Origin of the sequence: Oscillibacter ruminantium GH1, from assembly GCF_000307265.1 — a bacterium.
Classification (GTDB): Bacteria; Bacillota; Clostridia; order Oscillospirales; family Oscillospiraceae; genus Oscillibacter; species Oscillibacter ruminantium.
In genome coordinates, this window is record NZ_DF158896.1 from 473,209 (window position 1) to 487,835 (window position 14,627).

The window sequence follows — 14,627 nt, forward strand, 5'->3', positions numbered from 1 at the left end:
CTGTGATTGCGGCATCTTCGCTTTTGTCACTTGGATTGTATCTCTTGCTGCTTCGGTATATGTTCATAAGCCTGCACGCGCGGCGCTCGCTGAGACGGTACTGTTCCTGTATCTCACATGGACCATATTGTGATTGAAACCCAAAGATTGTATATTTTCCCGAAAAGCATAGAAGAAATGAAAGTCCTGTGTAATATCGAGTCTGACCCTGAGATGAAAAAAGCATACGCGGAGATGCTGGATACTATACAAAAATTGGATGGACGTGAAGAACGGGGAGCAGATTGGAATATCAATTTAAAAACAGGAGTGTCAGTAGGAGACATTTGCTTTAAAGGATCTCCGGATGCAGAGGGAGCTGTTGAAATCGGATACGGCATTGATGAAACATATCGGCGCATGGGATATGCGACGGAAGCGGTTAGCGGAATTGTAAATTGGGCGCTGACACAAGATGGTGTACGACTTGTTATAGCACAGACAGAACCAATCAACAAGATATCACAAAAAGTACTACTTAAAAATGGTTTTCTTCGCGATGGGTACGGTGAAGAAGGCCCGCTGTATAAACTTAAGAGATAATTCTTTGTAAACTGGCCTGGCAATGTAAGCGCGCGTTGTTATCCTTTCCCTTTGAACTTCGCGTTATGTTTATAATTGTGCCCGCATCAACAGGCGGCCTTCGGAAGAATCACTTCCGAAGGCCGCCTTGCTTTATGATCAAGAGCGTTGCGAGCTACAAAAGAAAAAAGAAGAAGGATTGGACTACTCATCCTCAACGTACTCCATCAGATCGCCGGGCTGGCAGTGCAGTAACCGGCAAAGATGATTCAGTGTATCTGTCCGAATCAGTTCATTTTTCCGTAGCTTATTGACAGTAGCTGCGTGAAATCCGTTTTGACGGAGCCAATATGTGGCTGTTTTTCCATTTGCTGCAAGGTATGCAAACAATTTGTCATATGTGATCAAAGCAACCCCTCCCACAAATAGTGTAACAATTTATACTGTCTATTTCAATGTACAATGCTTACAGAAAGATTGTCTATTTTCGTGTAATTGGCTAATTGAAGTATTGTCTATTATCGTGTACAATCAGTATAAAGGAATCAAGGGAAAGTGGGCACAGTATCGAGCATAGGCTTTAGCAGCAAGGGATGCAGCACAGCGGATCTAATTCTGGGCGACATCACAAATTGGAACAAGCCCCCGGTACGTGTGGAGGCGCATGGAGCACTGGCAAAATACATCAATGAGATTGAAATGACAGACGCCGAGGAGCGTTATATCCAGTCTGATTGGTACTATGACAGCAATCTGTTCCTCTACCGTATTGAGGTTCCGAGCAGCCATGGACATAGCCCGGCAAAGGTCATCACGCAGGCGGACTTCCTCTCCAGCGAGCTAGTAATCTTCGGGCCGAAGGATTATATTGAAACGGATTCGCCTGAGCCGATGACGCGAGAGCAATACAACGCATGGATCGACTGGAAGGTCAATCATTAATCGAATGCCGACCCTGAAGATTACGAGGATATGGAATCAGCCTGACCTACCGGGCAAACGGGGAGAAGGGACCTTCTTATGAGAGAGCAGACTGTAAAGAGCGGCGCGATCAATGGGCATCTCTTCGAGCTGAAGCGGCGGCACCCGGATCTGATTCTGGCCGGAGCTGCCCCGTACATCTTGTATGTGGATGATGCGTTTTACTGTACCAGCGAATCCCGCCATGCAGCGGACGACGAGATCAAAGCGCTCCAATGATGTCGCTTCTTCTATGCACGGTCGGCGCAGGAACGCTGATTGCGTGGTTGTTCCGCCTTCTGGATTATATCGACCGGCCACGCCGTAAGGCAAGACGGTAGATCACTGCAAGCACAGAAGCAGAGTGGAAAAGATATTTTTCCTAATTTCGTTTTCAATTCCACATATTTCTTGCTATTTGTCCAGTTTGGCGTTAAAATGACGGGGTACTGCAAAGTACACACGGTTATTACGCCGAAGAAGCGTCTTTCTAAAGGATTGCTTTGGCCAAACGGCCCCCATCGGCGTTGTAACATAAATGTTTGAGGTAAAGTAAAAGGCCCTCCCCTTTCGGAGAGAACCCTTTACCTCAAACGCACCTGCACCTTGAAAAAATCCAAAGTGCTTTATTCGATAATAGCTGTACCAGCAGCTATTGTCCACAATTATAGAAAAGTTGTTGCGCGAAAGCGCATTCTTTCTGGTTGTGTATAAACTCATGCTTTGGCCATACAGCGAAGAATTTGAACAAGACAATCGACGGGCTGTACCGCGAGGACGGCCAGCACTGGGAACGACGCCGGGCGAGGCGCAACGATTCCTAACAGGCAATCGCTCCTAGAGAGGAGCGTGACCTGAGAAGCTGCGATGAAACGCCGATTGATAATGATACTTCCTCACGGCCCCGCACAGACTTGACGGGGAGACTGCATCGGAGTGCAGATCTATGCGCCATCACTATGGCGGTTTCTTTGCTGCTTTTCTCTTGAATACGAATCTGAGACAAAGGCACAAACTATTTGCACCTTTGTCTGAGATTCATTTTGGCGGAGAAGGAGAGATTCGAACTCTCGAAACCCTTGCGGGTTTACATGATTTCCAATCATGCGCCCTCGACCAACTAGGCGACTTCTCCATAGCTGCTCAGGAAAACAGAGCGATATATCGGTCACTGTCGTGCGACAGCTTTATCATTATAACAAAATTCGCATGAATGTCAAGAAGAAATTTTTGATTCCCCAATATTTGCGCAGAGAGAGGAAGGACGGAGATTTTTTTGCGCCGGAAAACAGGAAAAAGCGGAGGGGCTTCACCCCCTCCGCTTTTCACTTCAGCGCATATTGGAAACGAGGTTGTCCACGGTGTGATCCACGGCGATACCCAGCTTTTGAATGCTTTTACCCACCTGCGTTTTCATGGAGTTTTTTCCGCAGGGCATCATCATTCCCAATAAAACGCCCGCAGCCATTCCAGCGCCCATGCCGAACCAAAACTCGGCATCGTTCCTCATACTCGTCACTCCTTTTATGGTCTTGGAGTAGTATCTCACGGCAGGCCGGTTCTATGCTGCAATTTGATTTGCCAAATACAACCGGATTCTATATAATAAAAATAATATGAAAACGGAAAGAAAAGAGGACTTGCCATGACCACCCTATATCTGATCCGCCATGCCGAGGCGGAGGGGAATCTATACCGCATCGCGCAGGGACAGTGCGACAGCATTATCACCGACCGGGGCTATCAGCAGATTGCCGCGCTGGCGGAGCGGTTTCGGGATGAACCCATCGACGCGGTATACTCCAGCGATCTGACCCGCACCTGCATCACGGCCGGGGCGATTGCCAACACCAAACATCTGCCCATCCAAAAGCGGAAGGACCTGCGGGAGATCTGTGTGGGCGAATGGGAGGAAAAGACATGGGGAGAGATCGGCATTGAGGAGGCGGAACAGCTGGGCCTGTTCACATCCCGGCCCGACCTGTGGCATGTGGAGGGCGGAGAGGATATGACCGCCGTCCGGGACCGGATGATGGCGGCCTTGCGGGATATTGGAGAAAAAAACGACGGCAAAACCGTGGCGGTATTCTCCCACGGCTGCGCGCTGCGGCTGGTGCTGGGCGAGCTGGAGGGTTATGACCTGAGCGAGCTTGGGAAAACGCCTCACGGCGACAATACCGCCGTATCCAAGGTGGTGTATGAAAACGGAGCGCTTCGTTTGATTTACCGAGACGACAACAGTCATGTCAAAGCGCTCTCCACCTTCGCAAAGCAGAGCTGGTGGAAGCACCCCAACGGGGTGGAGCCGGGATTGTATTTTCGCCCGGTGGAACTGCCGGCGCAGGCGGAGACGTTGTCTGCCTGTGTCCGGGACAGCTGGATTGCCGCGGGCGAGCCGCGGGATTTTGATGCGGACCTTCTTTTGCAGGAGGCGGCGCAGCGCCCCACGCTGGGCGCTTATATGGAAGGTGCGCCCGCAGGCATTTTGCAGCTGAATCCGGAGAAGGAGGCGGCGGAGAAAAACGGCTGGATCTCCCTCTACTGCATGGAGAGCGCCTGCCGCTCCCGGGGCCTTGGCATTCAGATGCTGGGACAGGCCGTTCTGCGTTACCGGGCGCTGGGGAGAGAGAAATTGCGGCTCTCCATCCAACGGAGCAATGATTCCGCGCTGCGCTTTTTCTCTCAATATGGATTTTCCCCGGTGAACGGCGGAGCGGAAGATCGATTGATTTTAGAAAAGGATATTCGCCCCAGAGAGTGGACGCCGGAGCTGGCATAACAGAGTAACTTTTACACGCAGCCCAAATTCCAATTTTATTTTGCCCCAAAACTGCATATCCTGATAGACGAGGTCCCGGCAGAAAAGCACGGGGCAAGAGAAGGGATGGGGCGCGTTGTGAATCTGGCTGTGGTGATTTTGCTGTTTTTGCTTGGCCTTGGACTGATCGTCAAGGGCGGAGACTGGTTTCTGGATGGTGCGGTTTGGATTGCGGAAGCCTCCGGCATTCCCCGGTTTATCGTGGGGGCCACGGTGGTGTCCCTCGCAACAACACTGCCGGAGTTGACGGTGTCCGTCACCGGCGTGCTGGAAGGAGAGGTCGATCTGGCTGTGGGTAATGCGGTGGGGTCTGTGACCGCGAACATCGGATTGATTTTGGGCATCTCCGTGCTGTGTATTCCATCTGTCATCGACCGGAAGCAATTCACCGTGAAGGCGATTTTGATGCTTGGCGGCGCGACCGTGCTGACCATCCTATGCTGGGGCGGAAGCCTGCCGCTGGTTCCCAGTTTGCTGCTGCTTGTGATCTTTGCGCTGTATCTGGTGAACAACGTATACGATGCCAAACGGAGCATGGCTGCGGACCGGGCGGGCGGCTCCCGCCGCCGGGCAGCTTCTCACCAGAAAGTGCTTTCAAAGATTGGCATGTTTGCCCTTGGCGTGACAGGTATTATCATTGGCTCCCAGCTGCTGATCGACTATGGCAGCGAGCTTGCCCTCCGTCTGGGGGTTCCCTCCAGCATCATCGGTGTGACGCTGGTGGCGATTGGAACGTCTTTGCCGGAACTTGTGACCACTGTGACTGCCATCATAAAAAAAGAGGCGTCCATGTCCATCGGCAATATTGTGGGAGCCAACGTGATTGATTTAACGCTGATTTTGCCTGTGTGCTCCGCAATTTCCGGCGGAAGTCTTGCCATCGGGCGCCAGACCACCGCGCTGGATCTGCCCGCCTGTCTGGTGGTGGGAGCGGTGTCCATGCTGCCGCCGCTGCTGATGGGGCGGTTTTACCGCTGGCAGGGGTTTGCACTGCTGGCGCTGTATGTCGGCTATATGATCCTTTTGATGACATGAGATGGGAAAAGACCCCGGAACAGCTGTGTTCCGGGGTCTTTTCACGGTGCGGGCGTGTGAATAATGACGGGGCGCGGGAAGCGGGACTGCGCATCTTTGTGCAAAAAGAGGAAATTCCGCCATATAAAAAAATGTACTTTACTTTGATAACAAGATGAAGTATGATAAATCCATTAAACTGTCCGATATAGGCGGATAACGGAGGGACATATGGAGCTGGATCTGGGGATATTGAAACCGCAGGAGCTGCTTTCGCTGCGCCTGCGTCTACTATATGAAAAGGCCGGGTGCTGCAAGTTCCATCTGGGCCGATTCGAGGAATACAGCCTTTATCAGGAATACCGTCGTTTCCTCTCCCATGAGGAGGTGCTTACCTTCACAGATTTGGACGGGCGGCTGCTGGCCATGAAGCCGGACGTGACGCTGTCCATCGCAAAAAGCGCCCAGCCGGAGCCGGGGGAGTGCAAGCGGTATTATTACACGGAAAATGTCTACCGCCCCAGTCAGGAAAGTCACACCTTTCAGGAGATCGGCCAGACGGGTCTGGAGTACATCGGGGCGCTGAACGACGAGGTTGAGGCAGAGGTGCTGTCTCTGGCGCTGAACAGTCTGGCCTTGGCCGGGCCGGACTTTGTACTGGAACTGAGCCACATGGGCTTTGTGGCGGGACTGCTGGACGCAGTGGGCGCACCGGAGTCCGTCCGGCCCAAGCTGCTGAACTGTATCCGGGATAAAAATGCCCATGAGCTGCAGGCGCTGGCCTTCCGTGCGGGACTCTCCCCGCAGGGGACGGATGCGCTGTGCTCTTTGATCACGCTGTCCGGCTCGTGGAAAACCGTTTTGGAAAAGGCCGCGCCGCTGGCGCTGAACGCACCCATGGGCGCGGCGCTGGCGGAAATAAAGACCGTGTGCGGCATGCTGGAGGAGCGGGGCGAGACGGAAAAGCTGAAACTGGACCTGTCCCTTGTCAACGACATCAGCTATTATAACGGCGTGGTGTTTCAGGGATATCTGGCGGGCATTCCCCGGGCGATTCTCCGAGGCGGACAGTACGACCCGCTGGCGGAGCAGTTTACCCCCGGCGCGCGGGCCGTGGGCTTCGCCCTGTATCAGGACGAACTCCAGCGGCTGGAAGCGCCGGAGCCTCCGGTGGAAAAGTCCGGCGGAGAAAAGGTAATGCTGAACGTGGCGCTGCCCAAGGGCCGCTTGGGTGACAAGGTATACGACCTGCTCTCCGGCGCGGGATACGGCTGCCAGTCCGGATACGCCGATACCCGGAAGCTGGTGGTGGAAAACCCGTCGGCAGGCATCCGATACTTCTTGGTGAAGCCCAGCGACGTGGCAATTTATGTGGAACACGGCGCGGCGGATATCGGCATCGTGGGCAAGGACATTTTGCAGGAGTCGGGCGCGGACGTATACGAGCTGCTGGATACGGGGCTCGGCCGGTGCCGGATGTGCGTGGCGGGGCCAAAGAACTTTGCCGACGACCCCGGTCGGACGCTGCGGGTGGCAACCAAATTTGTCAACATCGCCAAGGCGTATTACGCCGCCAAGGGCCGGGACATCGACATCATCAAGCTGAACGGCTCCATTGAGTTGGCCCCGATTCTGGGCCTTTCCGACGTGATTGTGGACATTGTGGAAACCGGAACCACCCTCAAGGAAAACAACCTGAAGGTTTTGAAGGAGTTTATGCCCATCTCCGCTCGGTTCATCGCTAACAAGGCCAGCTTTCAGTTTAAAAACGAGGAAATCACCGCACTGGTGCGGAAACTTTCGGAGGTGACGGAGAGTGATTCGACTCTTTGATTTTGACAAGGTTCCCACGTCAGAAATTCTGACTCGGGCGATTCTGGCGGAGGAAAACGTGGACGCGGCGGTGGACGCGGTACTCTCCGCCGTCCAGACCGAGGGTGACACGGCGCTGCGGCGCTTTGAAAAGCAGTTTGACGGCGCGGAACTGGACGATCTTTTCGTGACGCAGGCGGAGCTGGACGCGGCGGAGTCTCAGGTGTCCCCGGAGCTTTTGGAGACGCTGCGGCAGGCGGCGGATAACATCCGCGCGTTTCACGCCCGCCAGACCCACAGCGATTTCATCCTCACCGACAAGCCCGGCGTGGTGATGGGCCAGAGGTACACGCCCATTGAGTCTGTGGGCGTATGCGTGCCGGGAACGCCGGTGGCGTTCCCTTCCACCGTTTTAATGGATGTAATCCCGGCAAAGATCGCGGGTGTGCGGGAGATCATTATGGCCACGCCTCCCGCCCCGGATGGAACCATCGCCCCGGCGGCGCTGGCGGCGGCGAAAATCGCGGGGGTCACAAAGATTTTGAAATGCGGAGGAGCGCAAGCCGTGGCCGCCATGGCCTATGGAACGCAGAGCGTGCCGAAGGTAGATAAAATTGTCGGCCCCGGCGGAGTCTACGTGGCGGCGGCAAAGCGGAAAGTCTTCGGCCTTGTCAGCATTGACATGATCGCCGGCCCCAGTGAGATTCTGGTGCTGGCGGATGGAAATTCCAATCCCAAGTGGGTGGCGGCGGACATGCTCTCGCAGGCGGAGCACGATAAACTGGCCTCCGCCGTGCTGGTGACGGACAGCCCCACTCTGGCCGAGGCCGTCCGGGATGAGCTGGAGATTCAGCTGGAGTCACTTCCCCGCAAGGACGTGGCACGGGCTTCTATCGACAACAACGGCAAGATTATCGTCACGGATTCGCTGGAAAAAGCGGCGGAGGCCGCCAACCGCATTGCCCCGGAGCATCTGGAACTGTGTGTGGACGAGCCGTTCGCCCTGCTGCCCCGCATCCGCAATGCGGGCAGCATCTTCTTGGGCCGCAATGCCCCGGAGGCGCTGGGCGATTATTTCGCCGGTCCGAATCACACGCTGCCAACCAGCGGAACGGCCCGGTTTTCAAGCCCTCTGAGTGTAGACGATTTTGTAAAGAAGTCCAGCTTCCTTTACTATACGCAGGAGGCATTGCAGGCCGTATCTTCTCAGGTGCAGAACTTTGCCCGGCAGGAAGGACTGGAGGCCCACGCCCGCGCCATTGCGGTGCGGGACGGGGAACGCGAAAAGGAGGACGCCCAATGAGCCGTTTTCTCTCCCGCGAGGCGGAAAGGATGGAGCCTTACACCCCTGGCGAGCAGCCGGTGGATGTGCCTTATATCAAGCTGAACACCAACGAAAGCCCGTTCCCGCCCTCGTCCAAGGTGGTGAAGGCCGTTTCCCGGGCGGAGCTTTTAAAACTGAATCTCTATTCGGACCCCACCTGCGGGCAGTTGGTTCGCGCCATCGCCAAGCGGTATGAGCTGAATCCGGAGCAGGTGCTGGCGGGCAACGGATCGGACGAACTGCTGAGTTTTGCCTTCCGGGCCTTTTGCGGCGAGGGGAAGGGCGCGGCCTTCCCGGACGTGACCTACGGATTTTATAAGGTCTGGGCGGCGTTTTACGAGATCAGCGCCAAGATCATCCCTCTAAAAGCCGACTTTACCATCGACGTGGACGATTATATGGACTATCCCGGTGCAATTTTCATCGCCAATCCCAACGCCCTCACCGGTATGGAGCTGCCCATCGCCCAAATCCAGCGCCTGCTGGAAGCGGACGAAAACCGGGTGGTGATCGTGGACGAGGCGTATGTGGATTTCGGTGGAACGAGCTGCGCGCCGCTGCTGTATCGGTATGATAATCTCTTGGTGGTGCAGACCTTTTCCAAGAGCCGGAATCTTGCCGGGGGGCGGCTGGGCTTTGCGCTGGGCAGTCCCGCGCTGATCGCGGATTTGAATCGGGTGAAGTACAGCTTCAACCCCTATAACGTGAATCGGCTTTCCATTGTGGCGGGGGCCGCGGCGATGGAAGACGAGGCGTACTTCCAGAAATGTATTGCCGCCGTTCAAACCACCCGCGACTGGACGGTCAAGGAACTGGAAGCTCTCGGTTTTACCGTCCTGCCCTCCAACGCCAATTTCGTTTTTGCCAGATCGGAGAAGTTCCCCGGCGGGGAACTGTATCGTAAGCTGAAGGAAAACGGGATTTTGGTGCGCTGGTTTGATGAGGAGCGCATTCGGGATTTCTGCCGTATTACCATCGGCTCCCCGGAACAGATGGAGCGTCTGGTGGACGAGATCAAAAAACTGCTGGGGGAGATGTGAGCCATGCGTCAGGCGGAGATTGTGCGGAACACCAACGAGACAAAAATCAATCTGACTCTGGAGCTGGACGGCACGGGTAAGTCCCAGATTGATACCGGCTGCGGTTTTTTAAACCATATGCTCACGCTGTTTGCCGCCCACGGGCGGTTTGATCTGAACGCTTCTTGCCGGGGCGACACGGAGGTGGACGACCACCACACCGTGGAGGACATCGGCATTGCCTTGGGGCAGGCGTTTACCAGGGCGCTGGGGGACAAGCGGGGAATTACCCGGTATGGGCAGTTCCTCCTGCCCATGGACGAGACGCTGGTGCTCTGCGCCGTGGACCTCTCAGGCCGGGATTTCTTAGGCTGGGGGCTGACGCTTCCTGCCGCAAAGGTGGGAACCTTTGACACAGAGCTTGCCAAGGAATTTTGGCTGGGCTTTGTGCGCCAGTGTCCCTGTGCGCTCCACTTCCGCCAGATGTCCGGGGAGAACACCCATCACATTTTGGAGGCCGCGTTCAAGGGCGCGGGCCGGGCGCTGTGCATGGCGGTATCCATGGACGCGGAGCGGCCGGGAGAAATTCCGAGCACGAAAGGGACGCTGTGATATGATTGCCATTGTGGATTACGGGGTGGGGAACCTCTTTTCCCTGTCCTCCAGCTTGCAGGCGCTGGGTTTTGCACCGGAGATCACCCGGGACCCGGCGCGGCTCCGGGCGGCGGAGCGCATCATCCTTCCCGGCGTGGGGGCCTTTGGCGACGCAAAGGCAAAGCTGGACGCCACGGGGCTTGGGCCGGTTCTCCGGGAGGAACGTGAGAAAAAGCCGCTGCTGGGCATCTGCCTTGGGATGCAGCTTTTGTTCGACAAGGGCTTTGAATACGGGGAGTACGCGGGCCTTGGCTTTATCCCCGGCGAGGTGGGCAGCTTGAAGCCGGATTTGAACACTTCAACGCTAAAGGTTCCCCATATGGGATGGAACAGCCTGCATATCGTGAAGGACGACCCGTTGTTTCGCTATTTCCGAGACGGGGAGTACGTCTATTACGTCCACAGCTATTACGCAAAAAACTGCGCCGACAGTACACTGGCCGTCTCTGACTATGGCGGTGTTGCCGTTCCCGGGGCGGTGCGCCGGGAAAACGTCTGGGGAACCCAGTTCCATCCAGAAAAGTCTGGGGATGCGGGGCTGCGGCTGCTCAAGGCGTTTTGCGAGCTTTGAGGAAAAATACCGGACATTGGAAAACGTTTTGCAAACTGTGAGCAAGGTACCGGACTTTTCGGCAAACGCCCCGTAAGGGGCTGATCTTGAAGGAAGCGCCCTTGGGCGCGGGGAGGTTTTCATGCAGATTTTTCCCGCCATCGACCTGCGGGACGGCAAAGCCGTCCGGCTGCTGCGAGGCGATTACGAGCAAATGACCGTCTATTCCGCCCAGCCCTGCGGCGTGGCCCGCCGCTTTATCCGCGCCGGGGCGCGGCGGCTCCATCTGGTGGACTTGGATGGCGCGAAGGACGGCACGCCCAGCATGGCGAACTGGGTGGAGATCGGGGCGCTGGTGCAGCAGGGCCACGCGTTCATTGAGGTGGGCGGCGGCATCCGCACGGAGGAGCGCATTTTGCAGTATCTGGACCTTGGCGTGGACCGCTGCATTTTGGGAACCGCCGCCGTGGAGGATTTTTCTTTTACCGAGCGGATGGCAAAGCGGTATCGGGAAAAGATTGCCGTAGGCGTGGACGCAAGGGACGGCCTTGTCGCCACCCACGGCTGGCTGAAGACTAGCGATACGGACAGCTTTGATTTCTGCCGCCGCCTGCGGGACGCGGGGGTTCAGACCGTCATTTACACGGATATCTCCAAGGACGGCGCCCTCTCCGGCACGAATCTGGATGCCTACCGCCGCTTGAGCGGGATCGAGGGGCTGGATATCGTGGCCTCCGGCGGGATCAGCGATATTTGTGAGATTCGGGCGCTGCGGGAGATCGGCGCGGCGGGCGCGATTTTGGGCAAGGCCGTCTACGACGGAAAGCTGGATCTGGGCATGTGTCTGGATGCGGCGGAGGACCGCCGGGATGAGTCCGACGATGAACCGGCCCTGTTTTAAAGCTCACCACGGAGCCCGCGCCCCAAATGGTGCGGGGCGGTCTGAAAGGAGAATCGACCATGCTGGCGAAGAGAATCATCCCCTGCTTGGACGTACGGGACGGGCGGGTGGTCAAGGGCGTGAATTTTGAGGGCCTGCGGGATATGGCGGACCCGGTGGACATGGCCCGGTTTTATAACGACTCCGGCGCGGATGAATTGGTGTTTTACGACATCACCGCCTCCGCCGAGGGGCGGAATCTGTTCACCGACGTGCTGCGCCGGGTGGCCTCGGAAATTTTCATCCCTCTCACGGTGGGGGGCGGTATTCGGGGGCTGGACGACTTTGCCCGGGTGCTCAAATGCGGGGCGGATAAGGTCAGCGTCAACTCGGGGGCCATTGCCGACCCCGGCATGATCGCGGCAGCGGCAAAAAAATACGGCGACCAGTGCGTGGTGCTGTCCATGGATGTGAAGCGGGTGGATGGGCAGTTCCGCCTGTTTGCAAAGGGCGGCCGGGAGGATACCGGCATCGACGCGATGGACTGGGCTGTGCGGGGCGTTCAAAACGGGGCGGGCGAGATTGTTTTAAACTCCATCGACACCGACGGCGTGAAGCAGGGCTTCGACCTTGAAATGCTGGACGCGCTGACCAGCCGGGTCAGCGTCCCTGTGATTGCCAGCGGCGGTGCGGGAAACAGGGAGGACTTTGGTGCGCTGTTCACCCACCCGGGTATTGACGCGGGGCTTGCGGCCTCCATCTTTCATACGCGGCAGGTGGAGATTTGGGATTTGAAACAGTATCTGCGGGCGAAGGGCGTGGAGATACGACTTTAAGGCACAAAACGAGGGGAGATCTGGACATATGGAACTGAAATTTGACGAAAAGGGTCTGATTCCCGCCATCGTGCAGGACCACTATACGAAAGAGGTTCTGACGCTGGCCTATATGAACGCCGAGAGTTTGGCCATCACCATCGACGAGCGGAAAACCTGCTTTTTCAGCCGCAGCCGTCAAGAGTTGTGGCGCAAGGGGGAGACTTCCGGCAATTTTCAGCATGTGGTGTCCATCACCGCCGACTGCGATGGCGACGCGCTGGTGGTGGAGGTTGTAAAGGACGGCCCCGCCTGCCACACCGGGGCAGAGAGCTGTTTTTTTGATCGGCTTTATCTTTCCGAGGAACTGAAACCGTTCAGTTACGAGGGCTTGTATGACCTCATCAAGGGCCGGAAGACCGACCCGCAGGAAGGCAGCTATACCACGTACCTTTTCAATAAGGGCATGGATAAAATTTTGAAAAAAGTGGGCGAGGAGTCCACCGAGGTTATTATTGCCGCTGCCAAGGGCGACAAGGCGGAGACGGTTTTTGAGATCGCCGACGTATGCTACCATATTCTGGTGCTGATGGTGCAGATGGGGATTTCCACACAGGAGGTCACGGCGGAACTGGAAAAGCGCCATGTGGTGGATCACAAGGTGAAACAGGAGCGGATGCAATGAAGCTGAACGCCGAACTCTGCTCTGTCCATACCCACTCCACGCTGTGCGACGGAAAAAATACGCTGGCGGAAATGGCGGCGGCGGCCTATGCCGCCGGAGTTCGCTATTTCGGTGCATCGGGCCACTCCCACACGCCCGCGCCCTCCGACGTGGGCAATGTGCTGGACGGAGACTTGTCCGCCTATCGGGCGGAGGTTTTGCGCCTGCGGACGGAGTATGCCGGGCGGATGGAAGTGCTGCTCGGCATTGAGTGGGACAGTCAGTCCGACGGAGTCCGGGGCGAAGTGGACTACTGGATCGGCTCTGTCCATGAGCTGTATTCCCTCAAGACCGGGGAATACTACTGTATGGATTGGAATGAGGAAAGCCTGACCGTCTGCCGGGATAGGGTCTGCGGCGGGGACTTTCTCTCCGTTGCGGAGTGGTATTACCGGGATGTGGCCGCCGTGGCCCGGCAGAGGCCCACGATTCTGGGCCATTTTGATCTCATCACAAAGCTCAATCAAACCGGGGCGTTTTTTGATGAAAACGCGCCCCGCTACCGCTCCGCCGCGCTGGCGGCGCTCCACAGCGCCGACCCGCACTCCACGCTGTTGGAGATCAATACCGGGGCGGTTCAGCGGGGCTATCGAAAAACGCCTTACCCCGCGCCGTTTTTGCTGCGGGAGTGGCGGGCCATGGGCGGGCAAGTGATTTTAACGGCCGACGCCCACAGCGCGGAAGCCGTTTTGTTTGGCTACGATCAGGCGGCGGAGGCGGCAAAGACCGCCGGATTTACCGAAAGTGTGATTCTGACCATGAACGGGCCGACGTCCTGCCCTCTGTGAGCGGAACGATAAAAAAGGATGGCAGGCGCGTTTGCGTCTGCCATCCTTTCTCCATTTCGGAGATGAGAGAGGGTGTGATTGATTTTCCGGCCTTCGCGTTTAGCGATATGCTGCGCCGGGTGTCACCGCGTTTTCGCCGTCCAGCAAAAAGCCGTCACGGTCATGAACGCGGGCGTTGCGGAGCATCTGGCCATAGCTCGCGCCCCGAATCACGGTGTTGTTAGTCGTTCTGCTCTGGGGCACGGCAGAAGCCGTGGTACCAGAGGCTCTGGGCACGACGGTGGCCTTAGAGCCAGAAGCGCTGGGCGCGCCGGCGCCCTTGTTTTCAAGACCCAGCGTATTGTTGTCCGCTGCGTTGGCGCTGGTGCCGGGTGCACCGTTTTCCACCCGGTTTCCATCCGTGCCATTGGTTACATTGCTGCCGGCGGCGGAACCGGAACTGGTTCCTCCATCCAAAACGCCGCCGTCATTCACAGAACTTCCCGGCGTTTCGCTTACCACGCCGTTGTTTTTGTCGTTTCCGCAGGCCGTCAGGCTCAGAGCCAACAGGGCGGTCAGCAAAAGTGCAAATGTCCTTTTCAAGTCGTTTCCTCCTTTGTGTGGACTATTGTTGCATTGCGATACCCTGCGTTAGTATGACCCTGCAAAGAGAAAGCAACCGTGGCAATTTTATGAAAAATACGCGTTTAAGCGCACATGATAAAACGG

At 56.7% G+C, this 14,627-nt stretch carries 17 protein-coding genes and 1 tRNA gene; 14 read left to right on the top strand and 4 right to left on the bottom strand.

What is annotated here, in order from left to right:
* Positions 1 to 129: 129 nt before the first annotated feature.
* Positions 130 to 582 carry a GNAT family N-acetyltransferase gene (locus ON16_RS02310; RefSeq protein WP_243441746.1) on the top strand — a complete coding sequence of 151 codons (453 nt, stop codon included), beginning with the start codon at positions 130 to 132 and terminating at the stop codon, positions 580 to 582.
* A gap of 183 nt (positions 583 to 765) precedes the next feature.
* Here the strand turns inward: ON16_RS02310 and ON16_RS02315 are convergent, their stop codons facing one another.
* The gene (locus ON16_RS02315) at positions 766 to 984 is read right to left on the bottom strand and encodes a helix-turn-helix domain-containing protein (RefSeq protein WP_243441747.1); all 219 of its coding nucleotides are present in this window, start codon (positions 982 to 984) and stop codon (positions 766 to 768) included.
* Between the two features lie 132 nt (positions 985 to 1,116).
* On the opposite strand from ON16_RS02315, the gene ON16_RS02320 reads away from it, so the two are divergent.
* Positions 1,117 to 1,503: a hypothetical protein gene (locus ON16_RS02320; protein WP_040659056.1), complete on the top strand. Its 387-nt coding sequence runs from the start codon at positions 1,117 to 1,119 to the stop codon at positions 1,501 to 1,503.
* Positions 1,504 to 1,581: 78 nt separating this feature from the next.
* Positions 1,582 to 1,761, top strand: coding sequence for a hypothetical protein (locus ON16_RS02325; protein WP_040659057.1), 180 nt, complete (start codon positions 1,582 to 1,584; stop codon positions 1,759 to 1,761).
* An 804-nt stretch (positions 1,762 to 2,565) separates the two neighbouring features.
* On the opposite strand, the gene ON16_RS02330 is transcribed toward ON16_RS02325, so the two are convergent.
* Both ON16_RS02330 and ON16_RS02335 read right to left on the bottom strand, forming a co-directional pair.
* A tRNA-Ser gene (locus ON16_RS02330) sits at positions 2,566 to 2,656 on the bottom strand.
* A gap of 195 nt (positions 2,657 to 2,851) precedes the next feature.
* Positions 2,852 to 3,031, bottom strand: a complete 180-nt coding sequence (locus ON16_RS02335; protein WP_040659059.1) for a hypothetical protein — start codon at positions 3,029 to 3,031, stop codon at positions 2,852 to 2,854.
* A 135-nt stretch (positions 3,032 to 3,166) separates the two neighbouring features.
* Between ON16_RS02335 and ON16_RS02340 the strand changes: the two genes are divergently transcribed.
* The 11 genes from ON16_RS02340 to ON16_RS02390 all read left to right on the top strand — a co-directional run bounded on the left by ON16_RS02340 (position 3,167) and on the right by ON16_RS02390 (position 13,919).
* Positions 3,167 to 4,300 (top strand): bifunctional histidine phosphatase family protein/GNAT family N-acetyltransferase, encoded by a 1,134-nt coding sequence (locus ON16_RS02340; RefSeq protein ID WP_040659060.1) that lies wholly within the window; start codon positions 3,167 to 3,169, stop codon positions 4,298 to 4,300.
* Positions 4,301 to 4,405: 105 nt separating this feature from the next.
* Complete coding sequence (locus ON16_RS02345) at positions 4,406 to 5,374, top strand: calcium/sodium antiporter (protein WP_040659062.1); 969 nt, start codon at positions 4,406 to 4,408, stop codon at positions 5,372 to 5,374.
* 210 nt (positions 5,375 to 5,584) lie between these two features.
* Positions 5,585 to 7,186 (top strand): ATP phosphoribosyltransferase, encoded by a 1,602-nt coding sequence (gene hisG, locus ON16_RS02350; protein ID WP_040659064.1) that lies wholly within the window; start codon positions 5,585 to 5,587, stop codon positions 7,184 to 7,186.
* On the top strand, positions 7,170 to 8,468 hold the full coding sequence (gene hisD / locus ON16_RS02355; protein ID WP_040659066.1) for a histidinol dehydrogenase: 1,299 nt from the start codon (positions 7,170 to 7,172) through the stop codon (positions 8,466 to 8,468). The genes hisG and hisD overlap by 17 nt, the downstream gene beginning before the upstream one ends.
* A complete protein-coding gene (gene hisC, locus ON16_RS02360) occupies positions 8,465 to 9,529 on the top strand; it encodes a histidinol-phosphate transaminase (RefSeq protein WP_040659067.1) in 1,065 nt (354 codons plus the stop codon). Before hisD ends, hisC begins: the two co-directional genes overlap by 4 nt.
* Positions 9,530 to 9,532: 3 nt before the next feature.
* Positions 9,533 to 10,120 (top strand): imidazoleglycerol-phosphate dehydratase HisB, encoded by a 588-nt coding sequence (hisB, locus tag ON16_RS02365; protein WP_040659069.1) that lies wholly within the window; start codon positions 9,533 to 9,535, stop codon positions 10,118 to 10,120.
* 1 nt (position 10,121) lies between these two features.
* Positions 10,122 to 10,733, top strand: a complete 612-nt coding sequence (hisH, locus tag ON16_RS02370) for an imidazole glycerol phosphate synthase subunit HisH (protein WP_040659071.1) — start codon at positions 10,122 to 10,124, stop codon at positions 10,731 to 10,733.
* A gap of 121 nt (positions 10,734 to 10,854) precedes the next feature.
* Positions 10,855 to 11,613 carry a 1-(5-phosphoribosyl)-5-[(5-phosphoribosylamino)methylideneamino]imidazole-4-carboxamide isomerase gene (gene hisA, locus ON16_RS02375; protein ID WP_040659073.1) on the top strand — a complete coding sequence of 253 codons (759 nt, stop codon included), beginning with the start codon at positions 10,855 to 10,857 and terminating at the stop codon, positions 11,611 to 11,613.
* 59 nt (positions 11,614 to 11,672) lie between these two features.
* Positions 11,673 to 12,428 (top strand): imidazole glycerol phosphate synthase subunit HisF, encoded by a 756-nt coding sequence (gene hisF / locus ON16_RS02380; RefSeq protein ID WP_040659076.1) that lies wholly within the window; start codon positions 11,673 to 11,675, stop codon positions 12,426 to 12,428.
* Positions 12,394 to 13,092, top strand: a complete 699-nt coding sequence (hisIE, locus tag ON16_RS02385) for a bifunctional phosphoribosyl-AMP cyclohydrolase/phosphoribosyl-ATP diphosphatase HisIE (RefSeq protein WP_274531946.1) — start codon at positions 12,394 to 12,396, stop codon at positions 13,090 to 13,092. The genes hisF and hisIE overlap by 35 nt, the downstream gene beginning before the upstream one ends.
* Entirely contained in the window at positions 13,089 to 13,919 is an 831-nt protein-coding gene (locus tag ON16_RS02390; protein WP_051131477.1) for a PHP domain-containing protein, read from the top strand. The genes hisIE and ON16_RS02390 overlap by 4 nt, the downstream gene beginning before the upstream one ends.
* Before the next feature lie 99 nt (positions 13,920 to 14,018).
* Here the strand turns inward: ON16_RS02390 and ON16_RS02395 are convergent, their stop codons facing one another.
* Positions 14,019 to 14,501 carry a hypothetical protein gene (locus ON16_RS02395; RefSeq protein WP_040659079.1) on the bottom strand — a complete coding sequence of 161 codons (483 nt, stop codon included), beginning with the start codon at positions 14,499 to 14,501 and terminating at the stop codon, positions 14,019 to 14,021.
* Positions 14,502 to 14,627: the final 126 nt, after the last annotated feature.